13 protein-coding genes are annotated in these 26234 nt (G+C 74.6%); 11 read left to right on the top strand and 2 right to left on the bottom strand.

Translation table 11 applies throughout. The features are described from left to right. The first annotated feature begins 164 nt into the window (after positions 1–164). Together AC5R91_RS01060 and AC5R91_RS01055 are read left to right on the top strand one after the other, a co-directional pair. Positions 165–1586, top strand: a complete 1422-nt coding sequence (locus AC5R91_RS01060) for an NsdA family TPR-like regulatory protein (RefSeq protein ID WP_495395184.1) — start codon at positions 165–167, stop codon at positions 1584–1586. An 11-nt stretch (positions 1587–1597) separates the two neighbouring features. Beyond that, positions 1598–2173, top strand: a complete 576-nt coding sequence (locus AC5R91_RS01055; RefSeq protein WP_495395183.1) for a GNAT family N-acetyltransferase — start codon at positions 1598–1600, stop codon at positions 2171–2173. 248 nt (positions 2174–2421) lie between these two features. Here AC5R91_RS01055 and AC5R91_RS01050 read toward each other — a convergent pair whose 3' ends face one another. Next, the gene (locus AC5R91_RS01050) at positions 2422–3000 is read right to left on the bottom strand and encodes a TetR/AcrR family transcriptional regulator (RefSeq protein ID WP_495395182.1); all 579 of its coding nucleotides are present in this window, start codon (positions 2998–3000) and stop codon (positions 2422–2424) included. Between the two features lie 107 nt (positions 3001–3107). On the opposite strand from AC5R91_RS01050, the gene AC5R91_RS01045 reads away from it, so the two are divergent. Beyond that, positions 3108–3563 (top strand): nuclear transport factor 2 family protein, encoded by a 456-nt coding sequence (locus tag AC5R91_RS01045; protein WP_495395181.1) that lies wholly within the window; start codon positions 3108–3110, stop codon positions 3561–3563. A 200-nt stretch (positions 3564–3763) separates the two neighbouring features. Here AC5R91_RS01045 and AC5R91_RS01040 read toward each other — a convergent pair whose 3' ends face one another. Further along, positions 3764–4129, bottom strand: a complete 366-nt coding sequence (locus AC5R91_RS01040; protein WP_495395180.1) for a YybH family protein — start codon at positions 4127–4129, stop codon at positions 3764–3766. A 331-nt stretch (positions 4130–4460) separates the two neighbouring features. On the opposite strand from AC5R91_RS01040, the gene AC5R91_RS01035 reads away from it, so the two are divergent. From AC5R91_RS01035 to AC5R91_RS01000, 8 genes are all read left to right on the top strand, one after another. Beyond that, entirely contained in the window at positions 4461–5480 is a 1020-nt protein-coding gene (locus tag AC5R91_RS01035) for an SDR family NAD(P)-dependent oxidoreductase (protein WP_495395179.1), read from the top strand. A 130-nt stretch (positions 5481–5610) separates the two neighbouring features. Beyond that, a complete protein-coding gene (locus AC5R91_RS01030; RefSeq protein WP_495395178.1) occupies positions 5611–14433 on the top strand; it encodes an SDR family NAD(P)-dependent oxidoreductase in 8823 nt (2940 codons plus the stop codon). 199 nt (positions 14434–14632) lie between these two features. Next, positions 14633–20125 carry a beta-ketoacyl synthase N-terminal-like domain-containing protein gene (locus AC5R91_RS01025; protein WP_495395177.1) on the top strand — a complete coding sequence of 1831 codons (5493 nt, stop codon included), beginning with the start codon at positions 14633–14635 and terminating at the stop codon, positions 20123–20125. Next, positions 20112–20420, top strand: coding sequence for a phosphopantetheine-binding protein (locus AC5R91_RS01020; RefSeq protein ID WP_495395176.1), 309 nt, complete (start codon positions 20112–20114; stop codon positions 20418–20420). The genes AC5R91_RS01025 and AC5R91_RS01020 overlap by 14 nt, the downstream gene beginning before the upstream one ends. A 2-nt stretch (positions 20421–20422) precedes the next feature. Next, positions 20423–21370, top strand: coding sequence for an alpha/beta fold hydrolase (locus AC5R91_RS01015; RefSeq protein WP_495395175.1), 948 nt, complete (start codon positions 20423–20425; stop codon positions 21368–21370). Continuing rightward, positions 21367–22713: a glycosyltransferase gene (locus AC5R91_RS01010; protein ID WP_495395174.1), complete on the top strand. Its 1347-nt coding sequence runs from the start codon at positions 21367–21369 to the stop codon at positions 22711–22713. The genes AC5R91_RS01015 and AC5R91_RS01010 overlap by 4 nt, the downstream gene beginning before the upstream one ends. Further along, a complete protein-coding gene (locus tag AC5R91_RS01005; protein ID WP_495395173.1) occupies positions 22710–24659 on the top strand; it encodes an ABC transporter ATP-binding protein in 1950 nt (649 codons plus the stop codon). The genes AC5R91_RS01010 and AC5R91_RS01005 overlap by 4 nt, the downstream gene beginning before the upstream one ends. 78 nt (positions 24660–24737) lie before the next feature. Beyond that, positions 24738–25115 (top strand): VOC family protein, encoded by a 378-nt coding sequence (locus AC5R91_RS01000; RefSeq protein WP_495395172.1) that lies wholly within the window; start codon positions 24738–24740, stop codon positions 25113–25115. Positions 25116–26234 lie beyond the last annotated feature (1119 nt).

The raw sequence follows: 26234 nt of genomic DNA, 5'->3' as shown, positions 1-26234 counted from the left end.
TGCCGAAGGGCTCGATGGTGTCACGAAACCTCCTCGAAACGGCGTTAACCGGATCACCGGTGCCGGGGGCACTCCCGCGGTACCCACCTGGGTGGCCCGGGCGTGCCTCGGTTGGTGCCATGACACACTTCGGCCCCAGCTCAGCGACAGAGTGCAATAGATGGGTGCTCGTCCCGCAAGGACTTGTTGCACCCCTCGAAACGGATGCGGCCCGGAGGTTGACGGTGGAGGCTGAACGGCAACGCAATGATGCGCTGGACCAGCTGGCAACCATGCTCCAATCGCTGATCGGAGACAACGAGACCAACATCAGCAGACTCGCGGAAAGGACCGGATTCAAAAGGCAGCAGGTATCCCGGGCGGTCAACGGCCGGGAGGTACCTTCGCCAGACCTCTCCGACGCCCTGGATGTTGTTCTCCCATGCGGGGGAGCAATTAGGCGGCTGCGTGACGCCGCCGACCGGGAGAAGCGGGCGCGACGCCTCGGTGTCGTGCCCCCCATGAGAAAACCGACCGATGAATACGTTCCTGCACCGGAGGGGATGCTCGTAGCCAACGGTGCACGGACGATCGACCAAGGGGTGATTTCCACGAACCGGCGAGAGTTCGCGGCCCTGCCCGCGCTGCCCGCCCTGTCCGCCCTGGCGGTCTCCACCCGCCAGCGCATCGAGACCGGCAGTGCCTCCGACCGCACGCTCGACGAGCTGGAGTCCGACGTCGACGAGATCGCCCAGGTCTACGGCTCCGCCCCGCACGCCGCCCTGCTCGGCGAGGTGGCCGGACGCTGGAAGCAGATCGAGGCCATCCTCGACGGCCGGATGTCCGCGGGCACCCGCAGTCGGGTGACCCTGCTCGGCGGCCAGCTCACCTACTTCCTTGGCCGGCTGGCCTTCAATACTGATGACTTCCGCTCCGCCCGTCGGTTCGCCGGCCTTGCCGGAACGTATGCGAACGAGATCGGCGAGCCCGTTCTCATCATGTCGGTCGCGGCCCTGCAGAGTTCCATCGCCTATCACACCCAGCGCTATCGCCAGGCCATTGCCGCGCTGAGCGTCGTCCGCCATGTGAATCACCCGTACATGGATGCAAGAATGGCCGCCTACGAGGCACGGGCATACGCGAAGGCGGGCGACAACGACAGCGCCCGGCGCGCGTTGAACCGGATGGAGGCGGCGTCCTGCTCGATGGCGCCGATGCCAGGAGAAACCCCGGTCGGTCCGGCGGCGGTCGCCATGTTCCGATCCGGCGTCGCCATCACGATGGGCGACGCCGACATGGCCCGGGAATGGGCGCCGATCGCGGTGGCGGGTTACCGCCGCAGAGGTGCCGACTTCACCGTCGAGGAATCACAGCATGCCTCCATGTCCGACGCCTCGCGGCATCTTCTCGGCCCCGACGCGGAACCCGAGGAGGCGGCCCGCATAGCAATGGAGGTGATGACGAGCGCACCGGCCGAACTGACGCACACCGTGAAATCCCGGCTGCGGCAGTGCGCGTCCTCCTTTTCCCCGTCGCATCATCGGCTGCCCGCGGTCTCGTCCTTTCTCGAGGCGTGTCGCACGCTGCCGGCCGGAACGCCGGTATGACGACGACCGGGATGACGACGACAAGGACGGTTGAAACGGCCATCCCGACGCTCACGACGGAACGCCTGATTCTGCGTCCGCTCGACAATGCCGACGTCCCCGGTTTCGTCGAGATCTGGTCCGATCCCGAGTTCACCCGCTACATCGGTGGACGATGCGATCCGGACAGCGTGTGGCACGCGATGGCCGGGAACATCGGCTGTTGGGCGCTGACCGGCGTGGGTCCCTGGGCGGTCGTGGAGCGGTCGACCGGGTCGCTCGTCGGCCGCGCCGGGCTGTGGAACGAACCCGGCTGGCCCGGCGTCGAGGCCGTCTGGTTCATCCGCCGTGACCGCTGGGGTCGCGGCTACGCGCGCGAGGCCGCCACCGCCGCCATCGGCTGGGTCTTCGCGCAGCGGCCGGACCTCGCCGAGGTCGTGTCGGTCATCCTGCCGGAGAACGCCGCGTCGGTGCGCGTCGCCGAACGGCTCGGCATGACCCCGCAGCGCCTGGAGTTCCTCCACGGCGAGGACCATGCCGTCTACACGATCAGCCGGACCGACTGGGCCGCCGCCCAGCCCGCGCAGAACGCGCAGAACGCCCACTGACGGCACACCACCCCGCACACGCACCCCGCCGCCCCGCACACGCACCTCGCACGCCGCACCTCGCACGCCGCACCTCACACGCCGCACCTCACACCTCGCATGCCGCATGCCGCATGCCGCACGCCAGAGCACCGGCAGACGACCGTCGATGCACAAACGCCGCAGACACAACGCACAGAAACACAACGGAACACCACGCAACGCGACGAACGGTGGCCGGGCCCAGGATCACAACCGGGCCCGGACCGTCACCGATTCGCGGCGAGGCCGTCCAGGACGACCCTGACCGCCCCACGGCTGACCGCGGTGGGCACGGGCATCGCGGCCGCCGCCTGGGTCAGGCCCCGGACCAGGAAGTAGAGCTCGTCGACGGAGACGTCCGGACGGGCCACCCCCGCGTCCTGCGCGCGACGCAGCACGGCGTCGACGGCATCACGCAGCCGCCGGGCCGCGTCCGCCGCGCCGGAGGGGACCTGGTCGGCGGCGCCGAGCAGGTTCGCCAGCGTCACCTTCGTCGCGCCCCGCTCGACCATCGCGGTGACCAGATCGCCGAGCGCCGGACCCGGCGCGGGCGCGGCCGCGAGCGTGCGGGCGTGCGCGACGAGGTCGTCGAAATGCCGGATCAGCGTCGCCTCGACGAGGTCGGTCTTGGTCGGGAAGTGGCGGAACACCGTGGCGACGCCCACCCCGGCCCGACGGGCCACCTCCTCCGTCGACGCCTGCGCGCCGAGGTCGCCGAACACCTCCTCGGCGGCGGCGAGGATGCGCTCACGGTTCAGCCGGGCGTCCACCCGCATCCGCGACCACCCCTCACCCGACGACGGCATCCTTCCGTCCGTCGTATCACCCCCCGCCGCCAAGAGGCGTAAACGAAGCCGCGACTTCGGCTAGTATCCGAAGTCGCCACTTCGCTTACTTCGCCTGGAGGCTTGGGATGACCGCCGCCGCCACCCCCACCGAGGTCTTCCACGCGCTCGCCGACGCGGCGCCGCGGCTCGCGCTCGGCGACCGCTTCCAGCTCGAACCGCTCATCGCGCTGTACGCCGAGCCCACAGACGTCCGCCATCCGTTCGCCCCGTTCCCGGCCGAGCCGCTGCGTACCCGCGACGACCTGCGCCGGCACTTCGGCGGGGCGACCGCGGCGGCCGACGGGGTCGAGAGCTTCGCCGCGGTCGAGCGGACCGTGCACGCCACCGCCGACCCGGAGGTCGTCATCGGCGAGTTCCACTACGTCGGCCGAGCGCACGCCCGCGACTTCGACGTCGCGTGCATCTTCGTGCTGCGGGTGCGCGCCGGGCGGATCGTCGAGTCCCGCGACTACACCGACCCCGTCGGGTTCGCCCGGGCGTTCGGCCGGCTTGACACGCTCGCCGCGGCCCTCGTGGGCTGACCGCCGCGGTAGCCCGCCCGCGACGTACGGCGAGGCGTTCGTCGTGTTCGGCGGGAGCCGAACGAGCGGCGAACGGATCAGCCGACGAGGCCAACCCGACCGGTCTATGCAGGCGAAGCCAAGCCGACCGTATACGCAGGCGAAGCCAAGCCGACGGGGCCGACCGACGAGGACCGGGCGACGGGACCCGGGCGACGGGGTCAGGCGGGCGGGGGCGTGAACTCCGGCTGGTCGATCAGGCGCAGCCAGGAACCGTCCGGCTGGCGGCGGACCACCTGGGCGCGGGCGCCCGCGCCGTCCTTCGGTGGGGTCGAGGTCAAGGCGATGTCGCCGCTGGCCAGGGTCGGCAGGGGCGTCTCCTGCTCGAACGGCGGCAGTTGCGGCAGGACCTTCGCCCAGAAGGCGTGGATGGCCTCGCGACCGACCGTCACGCTGCCCGGCGGGTAGGCCATCACGGCGTCCGGCTCGTAGAGCGCCGCGATGCCCTCGGCGTCGCGGGCGTTGACCCGCTCGACGAACAGGCGGGTGAGGTCCTCGGGCTGCAACGCCTTGTCGCGCTCCGACATGTGTCCTCCTCCGTGGGGAGCCTGGTTGTGTCCGGGCCGTTCTGGTGCCGTTCCAGGATCTCCGGACCGGAGTGCAGAAGTCCAACAGATGATCCGTATGACTTCTAGAACCAGAGCTGATGGCAGACCGAGAGATCAGGCGCCGCCCGACCGTCGAGGCGCCCACACCGGCCCACCGCGCCGCCCGTCGCCGGATGTAAAGAACGAGTCACCTTTCCCAGCCGAGAAACGGACAGATCAGACGTACCGGGCAGAGTCCACGCACACCGTCCGACCTGCCCCTTTGGGCCCCCGAGGCCCCCCGGAGGCGGTTGCCCGGGGTAGCTCCTTGGTGGAAATCACCCTTCCACTGCACTTGCACGAAGTTCGGGCACTGCCTAGTGTTCCTGCTGACTCAGATCAACAAGTGGCAGGATTCAGCAATCCGGACCGTCCAGGACCGGGCCCGCGAGCTCGCCCTCTTTCTCGGCGAAACCATTCACCGAATACCATCTCGCGGCACCGCCGACTGCCCTTTTATTGGGATGTCACCATCGGCAGGGAGGTTTCCATGCTGCTCGCGGACAAGGTTGTCGTCGTCACCGGTGGCGGCCGTGGGATCGGCGCGGCGCTCGCCGATCAGGCTGCGGCGGCGGGTGCCCGGGCGGTCGTCGTCGCTGACATCGACCTTGTGGTCGCGCGAGCGACGGCCCAGCGTGTGGGCCTGCGCGGCACCGTGGTAGAGGCCGTCAGGGCCGACGTCGGGTCACCGGCGGACCTCGACGAGCTGGCCCGGCGTACCCGCGAGATGTTCGGTTCCGTCGATGTTTTCTTTTCCAACGCCGGAATCGCGGCGGGCGCCGGTATCGACGCCACCGCACGCCAGTGGGCCCGCGCCTGGAGCATCAATGTGATGTCTCACGTCAACGCCGCCCGCATTGTGCTTCCGAGCATGCTGGAAAGGGACAGCGGCGCGTTTGTCATCACCGCCTCCGCGGCCGGCCTGCTCAATATCCCCGGGGACGCTCCTTACGCCGTGACGAAGGGCGCCGCGGTCGCTCTCGCGGAATGGCTGGCGCTGACCCATGGCGGCCGCGGCGTGCAGATCAGCGTCCTGTGCCCGCTCGGCGTCCGCACGGACATGCTGGTGGACGCCCTGAACGCCGGTCACGAGACGGCCCGCGCGGTGGTGGCGTCCGGCCCGGTGCTGGAAGCCGACGTGGTCGCCCGATGTGCGATCGAAGGCGTCGCCGAGGGCCGGTTTCTGATAATGCCCCAGGCGCAGACGGCGACGGCGTACGCCGAGAAGGCCGCCGACCCGGAGGGCTGGCTCGCCCGGCACCGCCGGGCCACGGCCGTCACCGCCCCCTGACGCCCTCTCGCGGGCATCGCCGATCGCGGCGTGGCCCATGCCCGCCGCCCCGGCCCGTCCCGCCCGTCACCCAGCCGTCCACCCGGCGGCCGTCCGCCCGGCGGCCGATCATCGTTGGAGAAGTGAGTCCATGCAGGCAAGCGCGCAGCCTCCCGCCGCCGCGGTGGGCACCTCGCCGGCACCGGTCCCGGCGCCCGCCGCGGCCCGGCACCGGCGCGACCTCGTCCTCGGGGTGAGTCCGTTCGGCGAGCCCGATCCCCGGCTGGTCGCGGCACTGTGCCACGCCGGCGCCTGGGGCGTGCTCGACCTGGGTCGCGACCCGGTCGCCGCGCTCGCCGCGCTGCACACCACGGCGCGCATGGTCACCGGCAGGTTCGGGATCCGGCTGGCGCACCCGGGTCTGGTCGCACCGGAGGATCTCGCGGCCTTCGCCGACCGCATCGGCCTCGTCCTGCTCCCGGCGCCACCGCCCGGCGTCGGTCCCCGCGGCGGCGAGGCCGCCGGTCAGGACACGCGCCACCTCGGCCGGCAGGACCGCGGCGACCCCGACCGCCACGACCCCGACAAGCACGACTCTGACCGGCACAACCCTGACAAGCACGACCCCGACAAGCACGACCCCGACAAGCACGGCTCTGACCAGCACGACCCTGACCGGCACGACCCTGACCGGCACGACCCTGACCGGCACGAAGGAAACCGGGGTTCTGGAGACGGTCCGCGCCGGGCGGAGCTCGCCGCCCTGCCGGGCGCGCGGCGGCTGGTCGAGGTCACGACGGTCGAACAGGCCCGGGCGGCCGCGGCCGCGGGGGCGCACGGGCTGGTGGCTCGGGGCAACGAGGCCGGCGGCCGGGTCGGTGAGCTCGGCGCGTTCGTCCTGCTCCAGCAGTTACTCGACGGCGTCGGCCGGGACCTGCCGGTGTGGAGCTGGGGTGGGATCGGGGTGCGCACCGCGGCGGCGGCGGTCGTGGGCGGCGCGGCCGGCGTCGTGCTGGACAGCCAGCTCGCCCTGCTCGCCGAGTCCGACGTGCCCGCCGAGACCGCCGCGGTGCTGCGCCGGATGGACGGCACCGAGACCGTCGTCGCCGCCGGCCACCGGGTCCTGCAGTCCGCGCCGGACCGCCGCACCCACGGCGACGCCGCGACCTGGCCGCCCGAGCGGGTGCTGGACCGGCTCGGCGGCTGCGGCGGCGGGCGGCTCCTACCGGTCGGCCAGGACGGCTACCTCGCCGGCGCGTTCGCCGAGCGGTACGGCACGGCGGCGCGTGCCGTCAGGGCGGTGCGCCGCGCGATCGCCGCGACCGCCGGCGGCGCCGAGGCTGCGGCCGCCGCGGCGATCCTCACCGGCGACTCGCCGCTGTGCACCACGCTGGGCCTCACCCGCCCCGTCGCGCAGGGGCCCATGACCCGGGTCAGCGACTCGCCGGCGTTCGCCCGCAGCGTCGCGGGCGACGGCGCGCTGCCGTTCCTCGCGCTGGCGCTGGCCACCGGCGAGCAGGCCCGTCGGCTGCTCGCCGAGACCCGCGACGCGTTGGGCGCGCGGCCCTGGGGGGTCGGCGTCCTCGGGTTCGTCGCCGAGGACCTGCGGGCCGCCCAGCTCGACGCCATCCGGGAGATCCGGCCGTCGTGCGTCATCATCGCCGGGGGCCGGCCGGGCCAGGCCGTGGAGCTCGAACGGCTCGGGATCCCCACCTTCCTGCACGTCCCCTCCCCCACCCTGCTGCGCCAGTACCTGGCCGCGGGGGCGCGCCGGTTCGTGTTCGAGGGGGCCGAGTGCGGCGGTCACGTCGGCCCCCGTGGCAGCTTCCCGCTGTGGGAAGCCCAGGCCGGCGTCCTGCTCGACCACCTCGACGACGGGAGCCTCGACGACAGGGACCTCGACGACAGGGACCTCGGCGACAGGGGCCGCGACGACAGGGACGGGTCGGCGGGTCGGCGGGCCCCCGTCCAGGTGCTGTTCGCCGGCGGCATCCACGACGCCCGATCCGCGGCGATGGTCGCCGCGCTGGCCGGGCCGCTGGCCGCCCGCGGCGTCGAGGTCGGCCTGCTGATGGGGACCGCCTACCTGTTCACCGGCGAGGCGGTCCGCGACGGCGCCATCGGCGCGGAGTTCCAGCGCCAGGCGCTGCGGGCCCGCGCCACGGCGCTGCTGGCGACCGCGCCGGGCCACCTCACTCGCTGCGTGACCAGCCCGTTCGTCGACCGGTTCGACGAGTTGCGCGCACAGTTGCGCGCGGACGGCGTCGCAGACCATGAGGCATGGGAGCGGCTCGAACAGCTCAACGTCGGACGGTTGCGCCTGGCGAGCAAGGGCCTGGAGCGCCGCGGCGAGGAGCTGCTCCGCGTCGACGCCGAACGCCAGCGAGCCGAGGGCCTGTTCATGGCCGGCCAGGTCGCCGTGCTGCGCGCGACCGCGACCACCGTCGCGGACCTGCACGACGACGTCACCATCCGGGCCCGCCGGTTCCTCGCCGACCAGGCAGGCCGGATCCGCAGGCTGACCGGCACCCGCATGGCCGAATCCACCCCGTCTCCGACCGCGATGTCCCCGACCCGGATGCCCACCACCGCCATGCCCACCACCGCCAGCTCCACCACCGCCAGGTCCACCACCGCCGCGGCCACGAGCTCCATGTCCATGTCCAGCGCGCCCGACCCCGGCCCGCTGGACGTCGCGATCGTGGGGATGGCCTGCGTCTTCCCGGACGCGCCCGACCTCGCGAGCTACTGGTCGAACATCGTCGCCGGAGCGATCGCGATCGGCCCGGTGCCGGCTGACCGGTGGGATCCCGAGATCTACTTCGACGCCGGCGACGGCGGTCACGGGCACCCCAGCGGCGAGCGGACCCGGTCGAAGGTGGGCGGATTCCTGCCGCGAATCCCGTTCGACCCGCTCCGCTACGGCATCCCCCCGTCCGCGTTGACCAGCATCGAACCGGTCCAGCTCCTCGCCCTGGAGACCGCACGGCGCGCGCTCGAGGACGCCCGCCTGGACCCCACGGCCTTCGACCGCTCCCGCACCGGTGTCGTGTTCGGCACCGAGACGAACAGTGACCTGTCCGCGGCCATCACCCTGCGCGGGCTGCTGCCCGCCTACTACGGCCGGGTGCCGGCCGAGCTGGACGAACAGCTACCCAGGGTGACCGAGGAGACGTTCACCGGCATCCTCGGCAACATCATCGCCAACCGCGTCTCGAACCGCCTCGACCTCGGCGGCCCCGCCTACGTCGTCGACGCGGCCTGCGCCTCGTCGCTGACCGCGTTGGACATGGCCTGCAAGGAGCTGCGGTTCGGCACCGCTGACGTGATGCTCTGCGGCGGCGCGGACCTGCACAACGGCATCCTCGACTACCTGATGTTCTCCTCGGTGGGCGCGCTGTCCGCCACGGGGGCGCCCCGGCCGTTCGACGCCTCGGCGGACGGCACCGCGCTCGGCGAGGGCGTCGCCTGCGTCGTGCTCAAGCGGCTCGCCGACGCCGAACGCGACGGCGACCGGGTGTACGCGGTGGTCAAGGGGCTCGGCGCGGCCAGCGACGGGCGGTCGCTCGGCCTGACCGCACCGCGGGCCGACGGGCAGCGCATGGCGCTGGAACGCGCCTACCGTGCCGCCGGGGTCTCCCCCGCCGACGTCGGCCTCGTGGAGGCGCACGGCACCGGCACGGTCGTCGGCGACCGCACCGAACTCGGTGCGCTCACGGACGTGTTCACGGCCGCGGGCGCGGCGCCGGGGGCCTGCACGCTCGGCTCGGTGAAGTCGCAGATCGGCCACACCAAGACGGCCGCCGGCCTCGCCGGGCTGGTGAAGGTGGCGCTGGCGCTGCATCACGGCGTGCGCCCGCCGACCCTGGGGGTGCGCGAGCCGAATCCGGCCTGGGACGCGGCGAGCAGCCCGTTCTCGTTCTCGGACACCGCCCGCCCGTGGCCGGTGCCGCCGGCGCGGCGGGTCGCGGCGGTGAGCGCCTTCGGATTCGGCGGGGCGAACTACCACGCCGTGGTAGCCGGCTATCCTGCGACGGCCGGGGCCCGGCACGCGCTGGACCGCTGGCCCGCCGAGCTGCTGCTGATCCGCGGAACGGACCTCGACGCCGCTGGGGAGGCCGTCGAGGAGCTGCGCCGCCTGCTCACGGCGAACGACGCGGCGGGACGGCCGTGGGCGCTGCGGGACTTCGCGGCGACCGCGGCGCGGATGGCGGGGGAGCGCCGCGGGCCGGTGCGCTTCGCCCTCGTCGCCGACGACCTCGATCATCTCGCCGACCTGCTGGCCCGGACGGCGGCCCCGGACGCGCGCCCCGGTCACGGGCTGTTCGTCGCCCCGACCCTCGTCGCCCCGACCCTCGTCGCCCCGGCCCAGGACGACTCCGCCGCGACCAGGCCGAGCGGGCCGAGCGGGCCCGACAGGCTGGGCGGATCATCCGACAGGCTGGGCGGATCCGACGGGTCGTCGCCGGGGCAGGTGGCGGTGCTCTTCCCCGGGCAGGGCAGCCAGCGGCCGGGGATGCTCGCCGAGCTGTTCGTCGCCTTCCCTGAGCTGCAGGACTACCTGCGGGCCGGTGACTCCTGGGCGGACCTGCTGCATCCGCCGTCCGCGTTCGTCACAGCGGTGGACGGCGAAGCGGGCGCGGACGCCGAGGCGCGGCTGCGCGACACCCGGGTCGCCCAGCCGGCGCTCGGGATCACCGGGCTCGCCGTGCACCACCTGCTGACCCGGCTCGGTGTACAACCGGACCTGCTCGCCGGGCACAGCTATGGGGAGCTGGTGGCGCTGGCCGCCGGCGGTGCCTTCGCCCCGCAGACGCTGCTGGAGCTCAGCGCCGCCCGCGGACAGTCGATCATGGCTGCGGTGGATGCGGTGGGCAGCGGCGACGGTTCCGATCCTGCCGCGCGGGTGAGTGATCCGGGAACGATGGCGGCGGTGCGTGCCGGCGCGGCCAGGATCGAGGCGGTGCTCGCGGACGCCGGGCTCGCCGACGAGGTGGTCGTGGCCAATCACAACGCCCCCACCCAGTCGGTGATCTCCGGGGCGACGGCCGGCGTCGAGCGCGCCATCGCCCTGCTGCGCTCGGCCGGGCTGGGGGCCGTGCGGCTGCCGGTGGCGTGCGCGTTCCACAGCCCACTGGTCGCCGCCGCCGGTGACCGGTTCGCCGAGGTCCTCGCCCGAACCCGGGTGACGGCGCCGCGGCTGCCGGTGTGGGCGAACCGCACCGCCTCCGCCTACCCCGTCGCCGGCCCGAGCGGCGGCAACGAACCGGCCGCGGTGGAGGCCGGCGGGAGGCCGGCGACCGGCACGCCCGGGGACGCGGACGGGCACCCGGACGGCCACACGAACCCGGACGGCCACACCAATCGGAACGCCGCCGCGGAGGTGGACGACCAAGCGAATCCGAACGACGCCACAGATCCGAACGACGCCACAGATCCGAGCGGAGGCACGGATCCGAGTAGGGGCATGGATCCGAGTAGGGGCACGGATCAGGGTGGCGCCGCGGATCAGGGTGGGGGCGCGGCGGTGCGGGCAGAGCTCGCGGCGCAGATGGGCGCGCCCGTCCGGTTCGTCGACGAGATCGAGGCGATGTACGCCGCCGGGGCACGGGTGTTCGTCGAGGCCGGTCCCGGTCGGGTGCTGACCGGGCTCGTCGACGAGATTCTCGGCGAGCGCCCGCACGTCGCGGTCGCCTGCGACGGTCGCCGCGGTGGCCTGCGCGGATTCCTCGACGCGGTGGCGCAGCTCGCCGTGGCCGGGGTGGCGTTGCACCCGGACTGGCTGGTCGAGGGACGCGACGCCGCCGACCTGCGGGGCAGCCGGCCGCCAGTCCGCCCACGGTGGAGCGTGACCGGCCGGGCGGTGTTGACCGCGGACGGCGAGCCGCTGCCGGGCGGGCTCGCACCGGCCCGGCGGGTCCCCCACGCACCGGCCGACCACGCGGGCATCCCCGGATGGTCGGCCGCTGGACAACCGGTGGCGGCCGCGCGGCCGGCGGCACCGGCCCGGACGCCGGTATCCGGACAGCCCGCGACGCTCGCCCAGGCCTCTGTAGCCAGCCTGCCCGCCGCGCTCGCGCAGCCGGGGTCACTCGAACAGGCGGCGTTCACACAGCCTGGGACGCTCGCACAGCCTGGGACGCTCGCACAGGAGACCGCCGCGGGACTGGCCGCGGGCGCGCCGACCCGCGAGGCTCTGGTCGGCCACTTCCTCACGACCGCACGGGACATGCTTGCCGCCCAACGCGACGTCCTGCTGTCCTATCTGGGCGCCCCGGCCGCCCCGGCGGGAGCCGGCCTGGTGACGCCGGCGAGCCCCGCCACGGTGGCGATGACGGCACCGGCGGTGGGCCTGCCAGCGGACATCGCTTCGGCGGAGACGGAAGGCCTGCCCAGCGGCGGTGACGGACGACCTGCCGCAGCCGACGGCCGACCTGCCGCAGCGGACGGCCGAGCTGCCGCGGGGAAGGGCGAGGCCGGCGCGGCGGACGTCGAAGCCGGCGCGGGGAACGGCGGGGCCAGCCCGGAGGCCAGGAACGGGGGCGGTCCCGCGACGGTCGACGTCGGCGCCGTCGTGCTCGATCTGCTCGCGGGCAGCACCGGCTACCCCACCGAGATGATCGAACCCGACCTGGACCTCGAGACCGACCTGTCGGTCAACTCCATCAAACGCACCGAGATCGCCGGCCTGCTCACCCAACGGCTCAACCTCACCGACGCACTCGGCCCCCGCGCCGTCGAGGAACTCAGCCGGCTGCGCACCGTCCGCGCCATCACCACCTGGCTCGCCCAGCGCACCCCGGCAGCCGACACCACCGCGGCGCCGGCCACCGCGGCCGTACCAGGGGAGGCCGAGCTCCAGGGCATCGTGCTCGATCTGCTCGCGGGCAGCACCGGCTACCCCACCGAGATGATCGAACCCGACCTGGACCTCGAGACCGACCTGTCGGTCAACTCCATCAAACGCACCGAGATCGCCGGCCTGCTCACCCAACGGCTCAACCTCACCGACGCACTCGGCCCCCGCGCCGTCGAGGAACTCAGCCGGCTGCGCACCGTCCGCGCCATCACCACCTGGCTCGCCGATCGCGCCGCAGGACCCGGCCCCGCCACACCCACCGCACCCCCAGCAGCCGGCGCGTCCTCGCCATCCCCGACGGCCCCAGCACTCCCGAAAGCCCCAGCACTCCCGAAAGCCCCAGCACTCCCGATGGCCCCAGCACTCCCGACAGCCCTAGCACTCCCGACAGCCCTAGCACTCCCGACAGCCACGCCACTCCCGAAAGGCACCGCATTCCCGACTGCCACGGCATTCCCCACTGCCACGGCACCCGCGGCGGCTACCGGGACGGTTACGCCGGTCGTCGACTCCGGCCCAGGCGAGCCCGGCGGGCGCGGTGGTGGGCGGGCGCCGACCCGGTTCGTGCTCACGACCGTCCCCGCGCCGCTGATCGCCGACACGGTCGACCTCACCGGCACGGACTGGACGGTGTTCGGCGACGTGACGGTGCACCACGTCGCCGACCCGGTGGTCGCCCGCCTGGCGGACCTCGGAGCCACGGTCACCGCGCGTACCGCCACCGAGCTGGCCGAGTCGCCGCCGCAGCGGCTGGACGGGCTGCTCTACCTGTGCGGCTGGGGTCGCGCCGAGGGCGAGCCGGAGCTGCCGGAGACGTTCGCGGCGATCCGCGCGGCGCTGGGTGCCGGGCCCCGCTGGGTGCTCGCCGCGAGCCCGCTCGCCGCCGACCCGACCGACCCGACCGACCCCGCCGACCCGGCTGGTTCCGCGCGACCTGCCGGCCCCACCGGACCGACCGGCCCCACCGGACCGACCGGACCGGGGCGGGCGCTGCCCACCGAGCGCGCCGCCGGCCTGCGCGGGCTGTTCCGGACGCTGGCGAGGGAATACCCGGATCGGCTGGTGCGGCTCGTCGAGCTTGACGCCGCCACCGCGGCGGCGGACATCCTGGTCGCCGAGCTCGGCCGATCCGCCGGGGCCGGGGCGGTCGTCGTCCACCGCGGCGGCGCCCAGCTCGGCGAACAGCTCACGCCGGTTCCGCCGGGGCCGCTGGCCGCGGCCGGCGCGGGGCCCGCCGCCGACGGCGCGGCGGAGGCCGAGGCGCTCGGCCTCGACCGCGACGCCGTCATCCTGCTCGTCGGCGGGGCCCGGGGCATCACCGCCGGGTTCACGACGCTGCTCGCAGGTGCCGCGCGCTGCCGGCTGGAACTCGCCGGGCGCACCGCGCCGCCGGCCCCGGAGCATCCCCGCACCGCGGGGATCGTCGACCGCGCCGGCCTCATCCAGGCGGTGCGCGAGCTCGGGCACCGCACGCCCGGCGAGGCGCGCCGCGCGGTCGCCGCCATCCTCGCCGGGCGGGAGATCACCGCGACCCTCGCCGACGTCGAGGCGCGCGGCGGCCAGGCCCGCTACCGACAGCTCGACGTCCTCGACGCCGACGCCGTCCAGCAGGCGGTCAAGCAGGTCTTCGCCCGCCACGGCCGCCTCGACGGCGTCGTCTACTCCGCCGGGGTCATCGAGGACGCCCTCGTCGCGGACAAGGATCCGCAGTCGTTCCGGCGGGTGTTCGACACCAAGGTCGCCGGAGCCCGGACCCTGCTCGCCGCACTCGCCGAACTGCCCGTCGCGCCCCGGTTCCTGGCCTTCTTCGGCAGCATCGCGGGCGTCCTGGGCAACCGCGGCCAAGGGGACTACGCGGCCGCGAACGACGCGCTGGAGACCCTCGGAGCCGCCTGGGCCCGCCACCGGGACACCCGGACGATCACCGTGCACTGGGGTCCGTGGGCACCGTCGGCCGCGCATCCAGGGATGGTCGATCCGGGGCTCGAGGCGGAGTTCGCGCGCCGCGGGGTGGACCTCATCGACCCCGACGAGGGTCACCTGTGCCTGCTGCGCGAGCTCGCCTGGGGGCCCCGCGACGTGCCCGCGGTCGTCTATTCGGCTTCGGGCTGGTAGCCGGCCACCGCGGCCCTGCCCTCGCTGCGGCCCTGCCCTCGCCGCAGCCCCGCCCTCGCCGCAGCCCCCTCTTGCCCGCAAACCCCGCCCTCACCGCCGCCCGGGCCCGCCTCCCGCCAGGTCGCGCCCGGCTCACCGCCCCGGCCCCACCTGCCCCGAGTCCCACCCGTCCCTCCCGGTCCAAGGAGTCCCCACCACGATGACGCCCTCGCCGGCCCCGCCCTCGTCACCGGCGCGCCCGCCCCGGGCCATCGCGCCGCCCGACCCCGCCGCCGGTGGCTGGCGCCAGCCACCGATCGCCGTCGTCGGCATGGCGGTGCTTCTGCCGGGTGCACCGGACCTCGCCGCCTACTGGCAGAACCTGTTGGGCGGGATCGAGTCGATCAGCGAGGCGCCGCCGCACCGCTGGGACCCCCAGTTCTACGACCCGGCCGGCGCCACCGAGCCCCACGCGGAACGGATCTACTGCCGCCGCGGCGGGTTCGTCGACGAGTACGCCTACGCCGACCCGCTGCGTTTCGGTATCCCGCCCGCCGACGTCGCCGGCATCGAACCCGACCAGCTCCTCGCGCTGCAGGTCGCCGCGAATGCGATCGACGACGCCGGCGGCGCGACCCGGCTCGGCGACCCGGCCCGCGTCGGCGTCATCCTCGGCCGCGGCGGCTACCTCGGCGCCGGCCTCGCCCGCCTCGACCAGCGGCTGCGCACCGCCCACCAGCTCGTGTCCACCCTCGGTACGCTGCTGCCCGCCCTGGGCGCCGATGAGCTCGACCGCATCCGGGCGGCCTTCACCGACCAGCTCGGCCCGCAGCGCCCGGACGGCGCCATCGGGATGGTGCCGAACCTGGCCGCGTCCCGGATCGCGAACCGGCTCGACCTGCGCGGCCCCGCGTACACGGTGGACGCGGCCTGCGCCTCGTCGCTGATCGCCGTGGACAGCGCGGTTGCCGAGCTCGCCGCCGGGCGCTGCGACGCGGTGCTCGCCGGCGGCGTCCACCACTGCCACGACATCACCCTGTGGAGCACGTTCGCGCAGCTCGGGGCCCTGTCGGCGCGCCAGCAGAGCCGGCCGTTCGACCGCGCCGCGGACGGGATCCTCATCGGCGAGGGCACCGGCGTCGTCGTGCTCAAGCGCCTCGACGACGCCCAGCGCGCCGGCGACCGGGTGTACGCGGTGATCCGCGGCACCGGGACGTCCAGCGACGGGCGCGGCGGCGGCCTGGTGAACCCGGAGCCGGCCGGGCAGGCCCTCGCCGTCGAACGGGCCTGGGCCGCGGCCGGACTCGACCCGCGCGCCCGGCACTCGGTCGGCATGATCGAGGCGCACGGCACCGCGACGCCGGCGGGGGACGCCGCGGAACTCGCGACGCTGGCCCAGGTCTTCGGCAGCGACCGGGACGACGTCGGCGTCCTCGGCTCGGTCAAGTCGATGATCGGCCACGCGATGGCGGCGGCCGGCGTCGCCGGGCTGGTCAAGGCCGCGCTGGCCCTGCACAACCGTGTCCTGCTGCCGGCGGTGAACTGCGAGGATCCGCATCCGGCGCTGGCCAGAACGCGGTTTCGCCCGCTGCTGACGGCCGCACCGTGGGAGAGCGCAGGGCCGCGCCGCGCCGGCGTGAACGCCTTCGGGTTCGGCGGGACGAACGCCCACGTGCTGTTGGAGGAGGCGCCGCCGCCCACCGCGGCACGTGCCGGGGCCGGCGCACCTGGATCCCCCGCGGGGGCCGGCTCGCCGGGGGCGCGGCGGGACCCGGCCTCCGCGGGTCAGGCCGCTGCGCCCGCCGCGGCCGGAGCCGGCACGGCGGCAGGCGGCACAGCGGGAGCCGGCACGGCGGCAGGCGGCACAGCGGGAGCCGGCACAGCGGCAGGCGGCACGGCGGCAGGCGGCACGGCGAAGGGCGGTACGTCCGAGGGCAGCCTGGCAGGGGGCGGGACGGCGGGGGGCGGCCTGGCGGAGCGCGGCCTGGCGGAGCGCGGCGCGGCGGAGCGCGGCGCGGCGACGGTCCCGGCGGCGACGGTCCGCGAACCCGACGTCATCCTCCGCTTCGCCGCGGCGACTCCGCGCGAGCTCGCCGGCCAGCTCGACGCCGACGACGCGACCCTGCGTGCGACGGCCGGTGGGCCACCCGCGTACACAGGTCCCGGCGCCCGCCTCGGTCTGGTCCACCCCACCCCGCGCCGGCTCGCCGCCGCCCGGCACGCCGTCGGCGGAGCCCGGACCGGGGCCTGGGATGCCTGGCGGGGTCGCAGCGAGGTCTGGTACAGCGCGTCCGGCCTGCTCGCCGGCCCGAAGCCGGCACGGGTCGCCTTCGTCTTCCCCGGGCTGGAGGCCGAGTTCTCCCCGCGGCTCGACGACGTGTGCTCGCACTTCGGGTTCGCGCTGCCGCGGCTGTCCGCCGACGGCCTGGGCACGCACGGCAGCAGCGTGCTGGCCGCCAGCCGGGTGCTCGACCGGACGCTGCGCCGGCTGCGCGTCGAGCCGGACGCCGTGGCCGGGCACAGCATCGGCGAGTGGAGCGCGATGTTCGCCGCGGGCCTGTTCGACGAGGCGGAGGTCGACGCCGACATCTTCGGCGCCGACCCGTACGAGGGCGACGTGCCCGAGGTGGACTACGCGTCGCTGAGCTGCTCGCACGACGACGCGCTGGCCGCGATCGCCGACCACCCCGGGGTCGTGCTCTCCCACGACAACGCCCCGGCGCAGACGGTGGTGTGCGGGCCGCCGGCACGGATCGCCGAACTCGCCCGCGGGCTGCGCCGGCGCAACGTCGTCGTGCAGATCCTGCCGTTCCGCTCCGGCTTCCACACCCCGATGCTGCGGCCCTACCTCGCCGGGTTGCGGGAACGCACCCAACGGATGCGGATCCGGCGAGCGCCGCAGACCGAGCTGTGGTCGGCCACGACCGCCTCGCCGTATCCGGAGGACACCGGCGCGATCCGCGAGCTGTTCGTCCGCCACCTGCTCGAACCGGTGCTGTTCCGGCAGGTCGTCGAGGCGATGGCCGCCGCCGGCGTCGGGGTGTTCGTGCAGGTCGGCCCGGGACGCCTCGGTGGGCTTGTCGACGCCACCCTGGAGTCGACGCCGCACCTGACGATCGCGGCGAACAGCTCCGAACGCGACGGGCTCGGCCAGCTACGCCGGCTGGCCGTCGCCCTGTGGGTAGAGCACGGCGACCCCGACCTCGCCGTCCTGGACACCCCCACCGCCGGTGCCGCGCCGCCCGCCCGCTTCCTCGCAGGCGGCGCGGACGACGCAGGTGGTCTCGGCGGTCTCGGTGACGCGGGTGGCCTGGACCGCGCGGGCGGCCCGGGCAACGCGGGCGGCCCGGGCAACGCGGGCGGTCTAGACGGAGCGGGCGGTCTGGACGACAAGGGCGGTCTGGACGGCGCGCGGGGCGCTGGGGGCGCGGGGGCGACGGGCCGCCGCGGCGGGCCGCTGGTCCGCCTCGATCTGGGGGCGGCGTCGGTCCGCCTCGACCCGGCGGCACTGCCCAGGTTGGAGCCGGCCCGGCCGGCGAGTCCGCTGGCCGCGTGGGCCGCCAGCGACCCCCTGGCCGGCGAGCTCATGGCACTGCTCGACGACACCGCCGAGACCGCCGCGTCCGTTCTGGCCAGTGCCTTCGCCGCCCCACCACCGCAGACCCCACCACCGCGCACCACACCACCGCAGACCACTTCGCCGCCGCAGACCACACCACCGCAGACTGCACCGCCGCGAGCCCCGGCACGGGTGGTCCCAGCACCGCATGCCGCAGCCCCGCACGCCGCGGTCAGGGAGACCGTGGTCAGCGAGACCGTGGCACCGCCGGCCACACCACCGCGACCGGCCGAACCCGCGCTCACCACTCCGACGCGGACCGGCGCCGGCTGGGAGGCGATCCTGCGCGTCTCCCTGCGGACGATGCCCCACCTGCTCGATCACGCACTCAACGCGCAGCGCCCCGGCTGGCCCGACGACGCCGACCGGCGGCCCGTGGTCGCGGCGACGACGACCGTCCGACTGATGATGGACGCCGCCGAGCGGGCGTCGGGGCGGATCGCGGTCGGCCTCGCCGACGCCCGCTTCGACGCCTGGCTGCCCGCCGCACCCGCCCGGGAGGTGGCGGTCAGGATCGCACCGGTGGGGCCCGAGCGGCTGCTGGTCACGTTCGTCGGCTACGCCAGCGCCCAGGTCGTCGTCGCCGACCGCTATCCGGCGTCCCGGCCGGCGCGCTGGCCGGTCGACCCGGCCGCCGAGCAGCCGCCGATCATCAGCGCGCGGGACTTCTACCGGGAACGGTGGATGTTCCACGGCCCGGCGTTCCAGGGCGTGACGGCCCTGCTCGGCCACAGCGCCCACGGCGTGCGCGCGGTGCTCACCGGCACCCGCGCACCCGGGTCGCTGCTCGACGCCGCCGGTCAACTGCTCGGCTACTGGATCCGCACCCAGGCCCGCGACGGGCTGGTGCTGTTCCCGGTGCGCATCGGCGGGGTGCGACTGTACGGGCCGGAGCCGGCGCCGGGCACCCCGGTGACCTGCCAGGCATGGGTGACCTGGGTGGACGACCAGTGGGTCCACGCCCACCTGCAGCTCGTCGACGGCGCCGAGGTATGGGCCGAGGTCGAGGGCTGGGTGGATCGCCGCTTCGGCCTCGATCCGGCGCTCGACGAGGCGTTCCGCCATCCGGACCGGCACCCGTTCGCGCTGGCGCAGCCCGGCGGTTGGGTGCGCGTCACCGAGCAGTGGCCCGATCTGGCCACGCGGGAACTGGTCCTCGGCAGCGTCACCGGCGCCGCCGAGCGGGCGGACCACGACGCGACCTCGCCGCCGGCGCGGCGTGCCTGGCTGCTGCGCCGGATCGCGGCGAAGGACGCCGTACGCACCCGGCTGTGGGCGGCGGGCCACGGCCCCCTGTTCCCCGCCGAGCTGCACGTCACCGATGCGATGATCGGCTCCGCCGGGGCCGCCACCGCGGGGGCTGCCACCGCCGGGGCCGCCACGACGATCACCGGGGCCCACGGCAGCGCGCTGGCGCCCTTCGCGCTGTCGGTCGCGCACGACGCCGGCTTGGCCGTGGCCATCGCCCGCCCCGCGACCCCGGCGAGCGGCGGCGGCGTCGGCATCGCACTCGTCCGGATCGACCCGGCCGACCCCGCCACCCGCGCCAACCCGGGGGCGCCCCGTCCCCCGGCCGGGCCGGACGTCGCGGACCCCGCCGAGGACCGGCTGCTGCGCCGGCTGGGCGGGCGCGACCAGGCGACGGACGACGAGGCGGACGACCAGTCGACGGATGACCAGGCGACGGTGTCCCGCTGGCGCGCTCGGTTCGCCGCCGCCCGGCGGGCCGCGACCCGAGCCGCCGGCCACACCGCCACCCGGGTCGTGGCCGCGGGTCCGGACGGCACGTTGACCGTTCTGGTCGGCCTCGATCCGCAGAACGGTACAGGCGCGGCCGGCGGTCCGAGCGGGCCGAGTGATGCAGGCGGGCCGGACGGCGCGGGCCGGGCGGACGGTGCAAGCCGGACGGACGGTGCAAGCCGGACGGACGGTGCGGGCGGGCCGCTGCCGCAGCGGTACGCCGTGGCCTACGCCGAGATCGACGCGCCCGCCGCACAGCAGGAGCACGCCGCCGCGGGGACGCGGCACCGGTACGTGGTCGCCTGGACGACAGGGGCCGCCAGTCGAGAGGAGTCCCACCATGACGCACGATGACGAGCTGTCCGGCACGCTGCTCGCCGAGATCGGCGCGATGATCGCCCGCATCCTGGAGAAGTACGGCCTGGCCGACGTGCACGTCGAGATGACCACGGCCTTCCACGACGATCTGGAGATGGAGAGCATCGACCTGGTCACGCTCGGCGGCATGCTCGCCGAGCGGTACGGCGAGAACGTCAGCCTCGCCGAGTTCCTCGCCGAGAAGGACCTCACCGAGGTCATCGCGCTCACCGTGGGCGACATCGTGGGGTTCGTCCGGTCCCGGCTGGGCGCCCCGGCGGGCGTGGACTGACCGTGCCGATCATCGACGTCAACGGCAACGACCTCCACTACCTCCACGAGCGGGGCAAGCATCTCCACGAGCGGGGCGAGCCCGTACTGCCCACCGCCACCGCCGCCACCACCACCACCGGCGCCGGCGCCGGTGCCGGTGCCGACAACGCCGCCGACACCGCCGCCGACACCGCCGCCGGCGACCCGGCCCGTCCCGCGGGCCCGGCGCCGACGCTGGTCTGCGTGCACGGCCTGGGCACCGACAGCCTGGCCAGCTTCTACCTGACGATGGCCGCCCCGCTGGCCGCCGCCGGCATCGACGCGGTGTTCTACGACCTGCGCGGGCACGGCAACAGCGGGCGGCCCACCCGCGGCTACACCGTCGGTGACTTCGTCGCCGACCTCGCCGGCCTGCTGGCCGCCCTGGGCATCGACGAACCGGTGCACCTGGTGGGCAACAGCTTCGGCGGCACGATCGCCTACGCCTTCGCGGCCGCCCATCCGGACCGGGTGGCGAGCATCGTCACGATCGAGGCCGAGCCGCCGACGCAGCCGTGGGCCGACCGGGTGGGGCTGATGCTGGAGAACACCCGGCGCGACCTCGGCCGTGAGGACACCTACGCCTGGCTGCAGAAGACCTTCGGCTCCCACTACGTCCGGCTGTCCCGGCTGGCCTACCGGCGCCTGCAGGAGACGTCGATGGCCGACGAGATCCCGGAGGGCCCGTTGCTCGACCTGGAGGACCTGGCCCGCATCCACCACCCGGTGCTGAGCATCCTGGGCAGCGACGGCTTCCAGGCGGAGGACCCCTACCTGTTACAGAGTGTCCTGCCCGACTGCCACACGGTGATAGTGCCGGATCAGGACCATTCGGTGCTCGTCGAGTCGCACCGGCGGGTCCGCGACCTGACGATCGACTGGGTGCGCCGGCACCAGGCGGTGGGCGTCCCCTCCGGCGAGGGGGCGTGAACACCTTCCTGTTCGTGGTGCCGCCGCTGGCCGGGCACATCACCCCGCTGGTCGCCGTGGCCGACCGGCTGCGCGACCGCGGCCACCGGGTGGTCTGGTCGGGCGAGGAGTCCATCGTGCGGCGGCTGGCCGGACCCGACGCCGAGATCCATCCCTGCCTGGCGGGGCCGGTCGACGTCGACGTGCGCGGCGCCGAACTGCGCGGCTACGCCGGGGTCCGCTTCCTGTGGGAGGAGTTCCTCGTCCCGCTGGCCGAGGCGACCTACCCGGCGGTGCTCGAGGCGGCCGTCCGGTCGGCGGCGGACCTGCTGGTCTGCGACATGCAGGCGCTGGCCGGGCCGCTCGCGGCGACGCGGCTGGGCCGGCCGTGGGCGACGTCGGCGACGACGTCGGGCCCGCTGCGGGACACCTTCGCCGCCACCCCGAAGGTCCAGCGGTGGTTCGACGACCTGCTCGACGGGCTCATCGCCCGCACCGGCGACACAGCCCGCACCGCTGACACAGCCCGACCCGACCCGGCCGCGGCCGGCGGGCCGCCGACGCCGCGCACGCTGCGACTGTCCCCTCATCTCGTCCTCGCGTTCACCACTGAGGCGCTGGCCGGGCCACCCGGCGGCGACTCGCTCATCGGCCCGGACGGGCCGCCGACCGCCTGGGTCGGCCCGTCGCTGCCACCGCCGCGTCCCCACCCCCTCGGGGCAGGCCCGGGCGCTCCGGAACCGGGCGGGTTGGAACAGGGCGGGCCGAAACAGGGCGGGTTGGAACAGGGCAGCGCGGCGGTGGGCGAGGCGTTCCCGTGGGGGCGGCTCGATCCGGGCCGCCGGCTCGTGGTGACCAGCTTCGGGACCGTCAACGGCCGGGTGAGCGGGGAGTTCCTGCGGACGTGCGCGGCGGCGCTGCGCGCGCTCGGCGACGGCGTGCAGGCCGTCATCGCCGACCCGTTGGGCGCCGTCGACCCGGCCGCCGTGCCGGCCGGCGGCATCGTCGCGCGGTTCCTGCCGCTGGTCGACCTGCTGCCGCGGGCTGCGGCGGTCGTCTGCCACGCCGGGCACAACACGGTCTGCGAGGCGCTCGGGCACGGCGTGCCGCTAGTCGTCGCGCCGATCCGGGACGACCAGCCGGTCATCGCCCAGCAGGTGGTGGACGCGGGTGCGGGAATCCGGCTGCGCTTCGCCCGGGCCACGCCGGCGATCGTGGCGTCGGCCGTCCGCGAGGTCCTCGACGATGCCCGCTACCGGTCGGCCGCGGCCCGGGTCGGCGCCTCGTTCCGGGCGGCGGGCGGAGCCGCGGCCGCGGCCGAGCATCTGCAGCGCCTCGCCGCGGCGCGCAGCCCAGTCGGATGAGCCGCGCCCGCCGCGCCGCCACGCCGCGCCGCCAGCCGCTGCCGGCCGGGCGGTTCGTGCTCCACTTCACCGCGGGCTCGCGCCGTGTCCTGCTCGCCGGTGGGGTGCTCACCCTGCTCGGCACCTCGATGTCGCTGGCCCAGCCGATCATCGCCCAGCACATCCTGGCCCGGCTCACCGCCGACCAGCCGGTCGGGCGGCTGCTCGGCGTCCTGACCGTCGCGGTCCTGCTCGGCACGGCGGTGTCCGCCGCCGGGTTCTTCCTCATCGAGTCGGTCGGGGAGACCCTCGTGCGGACCGTCCGCATCCGCCTGGTGGAACGCATCCTGCGGTTGCGGCTGTCCGCGACCGACGAGATCAAGCCCGGTGATCTGATGTCGCGGCTCGTCGGCGACACGACGCTGCTGCGCCAGGTCACGACCCAGGCCCTGGTGACGAGCTGCACGGCGACGATCGCCCTGGTCGGGGCGCTGGTGATGATGGCGCTCATCGACGTCGTCCTGCTCGGCGTCACGCTGTCGTCGGTCGTGCTGATGAGTGCCAGCGTGCGCTGGTCGGCGGCGCGGATCGGGAAGGCCACCGGCGAGGCACAGGCCGCCGTCGGCTACATGGCCACCCTGCTCGACCGCGACCTCGGCGCCCTGCGCACCGTCAAGGCCTCCGGGGCGGAGGGTCACGAGATCGGCCTGCTCGCCGACGCGGCGCAGACGGCGTTCCGGCGGGGGCTGCGCGTCGCCGCCTGGCAGGCGGGCACCGGGGCGAGCGCCGGCATGCTCATGCAGGCGTCGTTCCTGGGGGTGCTCGGCGTCGGCGGCGCCCGGGTCGCCGCCGGAAACCTGCCGATCTCCGACCTGATCGCGTTCCTGCTGTACATGTTCTTCCTGACGCAGCCGGTGACCACCCTGGTCGGTGCCTGGGGCCAGTTCAAGGCGGGCGGGGCGGCCGCGGAACGGATCTCCGCGGTGCTGCACCTGGCCACCGAACCCACCGCGGACCGGGGACGCACCACCCCCGGCCGCGACACCGCCGGCCACCGCAACACCCGCGGCCACCGCAACACCCGCGGCCACCGCGACCCAGCCGCCCACCGCGATCCAGCCGCCAGCGGTCCCATGTTCAGGCGCGGGCCGGCCGTCGTCCGCCGCACCGCGCTGACCAGGCGCCCCGCATCGACCACGAGCACCGCCCCGAACGGCCGGGCCACCAGCGCGGCGGTGGCCTTCGACGACGTCGAGTTCGCCTACCGGCAGGACCTGCCCCCGGTGCACCGGGGGGTGTCGTTCACCGTCCCACCCGGCGGGATGACCGCCATCGTCGGCCCGTCGGGCGCCGGCAAGTCGAGCATCTTCCTGCTGCTCGAACGGTTCTACGACGCCACCACCGGCCGGATCCTCGTCGACGGCCGCGACGTGCGGGACTGGCCGCTGGCGCAGCTTCGCCGCTCGATCGGCTACGTCGAGCAGGAGGCTCCGGTGCTCGCCGGCTCCCTGCGCGAGAACCTCACCCTCGGCCTGACCGGCGTCGACGACCAGGCCCTGTACGAGGCACTGCGCCTGGCCCGACTGGAGCTGTTCGTGGCGGCGCTGCCCGGCGGGCTCGACGGCTGGATCGGCCACCGTGGCGGCACCCTGTCCGGCGGTGAACGCCAGCGCATCGCGATCGCCCGCGCTCTGCTGCGCCGGCCCCGGCTGCTGCTGCTCGACGAGGCGACCTCGGCACTCGACGCCGGCAACGAGCTCGCGCTGCGCGACACCGTCGCCGCCGCGGCGAGCACGACGACGGTGATGGTCGTCGCCCACCGGCTGTCCACCGTCGTCGGCGCCCGGCAGATCATCGTCATGGAGGCGGGCCGGGTGCGCGCCGTCGGCAGCCACGCGGAGCTGCTGGAGACCGACCCGCTCTACCGCGATCTGGCAACCACCCAGCTCCTCGTCCCCACCGGCTGACGGTGCCGCCGGCCTCGCCCTGTTCGGCTGTTGCCGCTGCCGACGACGGCGGACACTGGCTGGCGGAGGCGGTGCACGATGTCCGTCCAGCTCAACCACACCATCGTCGTCGCCCGAGACCGGCGTGAATCCGCCGAGTTCCTGGCGGAGATCCTCGGCCTGTCGGTCGGGACACCGACCGGCCCCTTCCTGCCCGTGGCCACCGGCAACGGCGTCACGCTCGACTTCGCCACCAGCGACGAGCCCACTATCCCGACGCAGCACTACGCCTTCCTCGTCTCCGAACCGGAATTCGACGTGATCTTCGCCCGGATCCGGCAGGCAGGCGTCGACTACTGGGCCGATCCCACTCGGCGACGCCCCGGCGAGACCTACCGCCACAACGGCAGCCGCGGCGTCTACTTCCTCGACCCCTCCGGCCACTTCCTGGAGATCCTCACCCCCACCGCCGAATGAGCCGCCCACGCGCGATCCCGCTCGCCTTCTACGGCACCGTCGTCGCCGACGATGATGGGTCCACCCGCTCATCGCCGGGGAACGCCGGCGGCCTCTGCGGGACCGGGCCCGACGCGTGACCTCGCCCGCGTCGATCCGCTCGACCTGCTGGACTCGGCCGTTGGGTCGGCGCGGTCTGACCGTGACGCCGGGCCGGTGACAGATCCGGCTTTTCCCTGCCGCTCGCGCAGACCCAGGGGCTACCATCGGCACGGTGTGAAATCGGGTGTGAACGGAGAGCAGTCATGGGTTGGGGTGGCAGCAAGCACACCGACAAACGCGGCAACACCGGCGGAGGCAGCAGCACCGGCCGCAGCGGACAGAAAAGGGGTGGCTCTGGCCACACGGGCGACCCTGCGGACAGCGTCGACCGCGGAACGCTGACCTGCCCGAAGTGCCTCGGGAGCGGAATGGTCGGCAACCCGGCGGCAGAGCAGGACGCCGGTGAGGAGTTCGACGGCGCCAGTCAGATCAGGTGCCCGCGTTGCAGCGGCACAGGCCAAGTGAATGCGAAATGAGCGAGCCGCCGGAGGACGGCCCGACCGGGCCCGCCCCCGAGGTGCACGCTCTCATCCCGTCATGCGGGCCCTGCCGGCGAGCACGGGCGCAGCACCTGCGCAGGTCTGCCCGGGGATCGGCGGGCAGGGAGGACCTGCCGGAGGTAACGTTGCAGCCGCCGGTGACGCGCTGCCCGCATATCCCGGCCGTGTGGGCGCCCGGGTTCGGGCCGGATGCCGAGCCGCCGGAGGACTCCGGGTGGGAGACGCGGCCCGACGGACCGGTGTGACGACGCCGGAGGAGCGCCGCCAGAGTTCGGTCTGACGGGGAGTTGAACGCCCTCGCCTCGGGTGTTCGGTCAGGGCTCGGTGTGAGTTCCACCCTGGTCGCGGCGCAGCGGGTACTCGGGTGGGAGCTGCACGACGACGACGGGGATGGATGTGGTCACCCGACGAGAAATACCCCCACAACGGCGGTCGCAGCACGTACTTCCACGACCCGTCCGGCCGTTGTCGGAGATCCTCACCCACTCATGAAACCCTGAAGCCGGCCCGGGAGTGCATCGGCGAGGTGATCCAGAAT

The sequence above is a fragment of the Frankia sp. BMG5.60 genome (assembly GCF_059428125.1).
The sequence above is the reverse complement of the archived record's forward strand: the minus strand, read 5'-3'. Positions and strand labels throughout refer to the sequence as shown.

Bases quoted from the DNA above. Each gene is read 5' to 3' on its own strand.
- AC5R91_RS01055 (WP_495395183.1), top strand. From the start codon at position 1,598: ATGACGACGACAAGGACGGTTGAAACGGCCATCCCGACGCTCACGACG.
- AC5R91_RS01050 (WP_495395182.1), bottom strand. From the start codon at position 3,000: ATGCCGTCGTCGGGTGAGGGGTGGTCGCGGATGCGGGTGGACGCCCGG.
- AC5R91_RS01045 (WP_495395181.1), top strand. From the start codon at position 3,108: ATGACCGCCGCCGCCACCCCCACCGAGGTCTTCCACGCGCTCGCCGAC.
- AC5R91_RS01040 (WP_495395180.1), bottom strand. From the start codon at position 4,129: ATGTCGGAGCGCGACAAGGCGTTGCAGCCCGAGGACCTCACCCGCCTG.
- AC5R91_RS01030 (WP_495395178.1), top strand. From the start codon at position 5,611: ATGCAGGCAAGCGCGCAGCCTCCCGCCGCCGCGGTGGGCACCTCGCCG.
- AC5R91_RS01025 (WP_495395177.1), top strand. From the start codon at position 14,633: ATGACGCCCTCGCCGGCCCCGCCCTCGTCACCGGCGCGCCCGCCCCGG.
- AC5R91_RS01020 (WP_495395176.1), top strand. From the start codon at position 20,112: ATGACGCACGATGACGAGCTGTCCGGCACGCTGCTCGCCGAGATCGGC.
- AC5R91_RS01005 (WP_495395173.1), top strand. From the start codon at position 22,710: ATGAGCCGCGCCCGCCGCGCCGCCACGCCGCGCCGCCAGCCGCTGCCG.
- AC5R91_RS01000 (WP_495395172.1), top strand. From the start codon at position 24,738: ATGTCCGTCCAGCTCAACCACACCATCGTCGTCGCCCGAGACCGGCGT.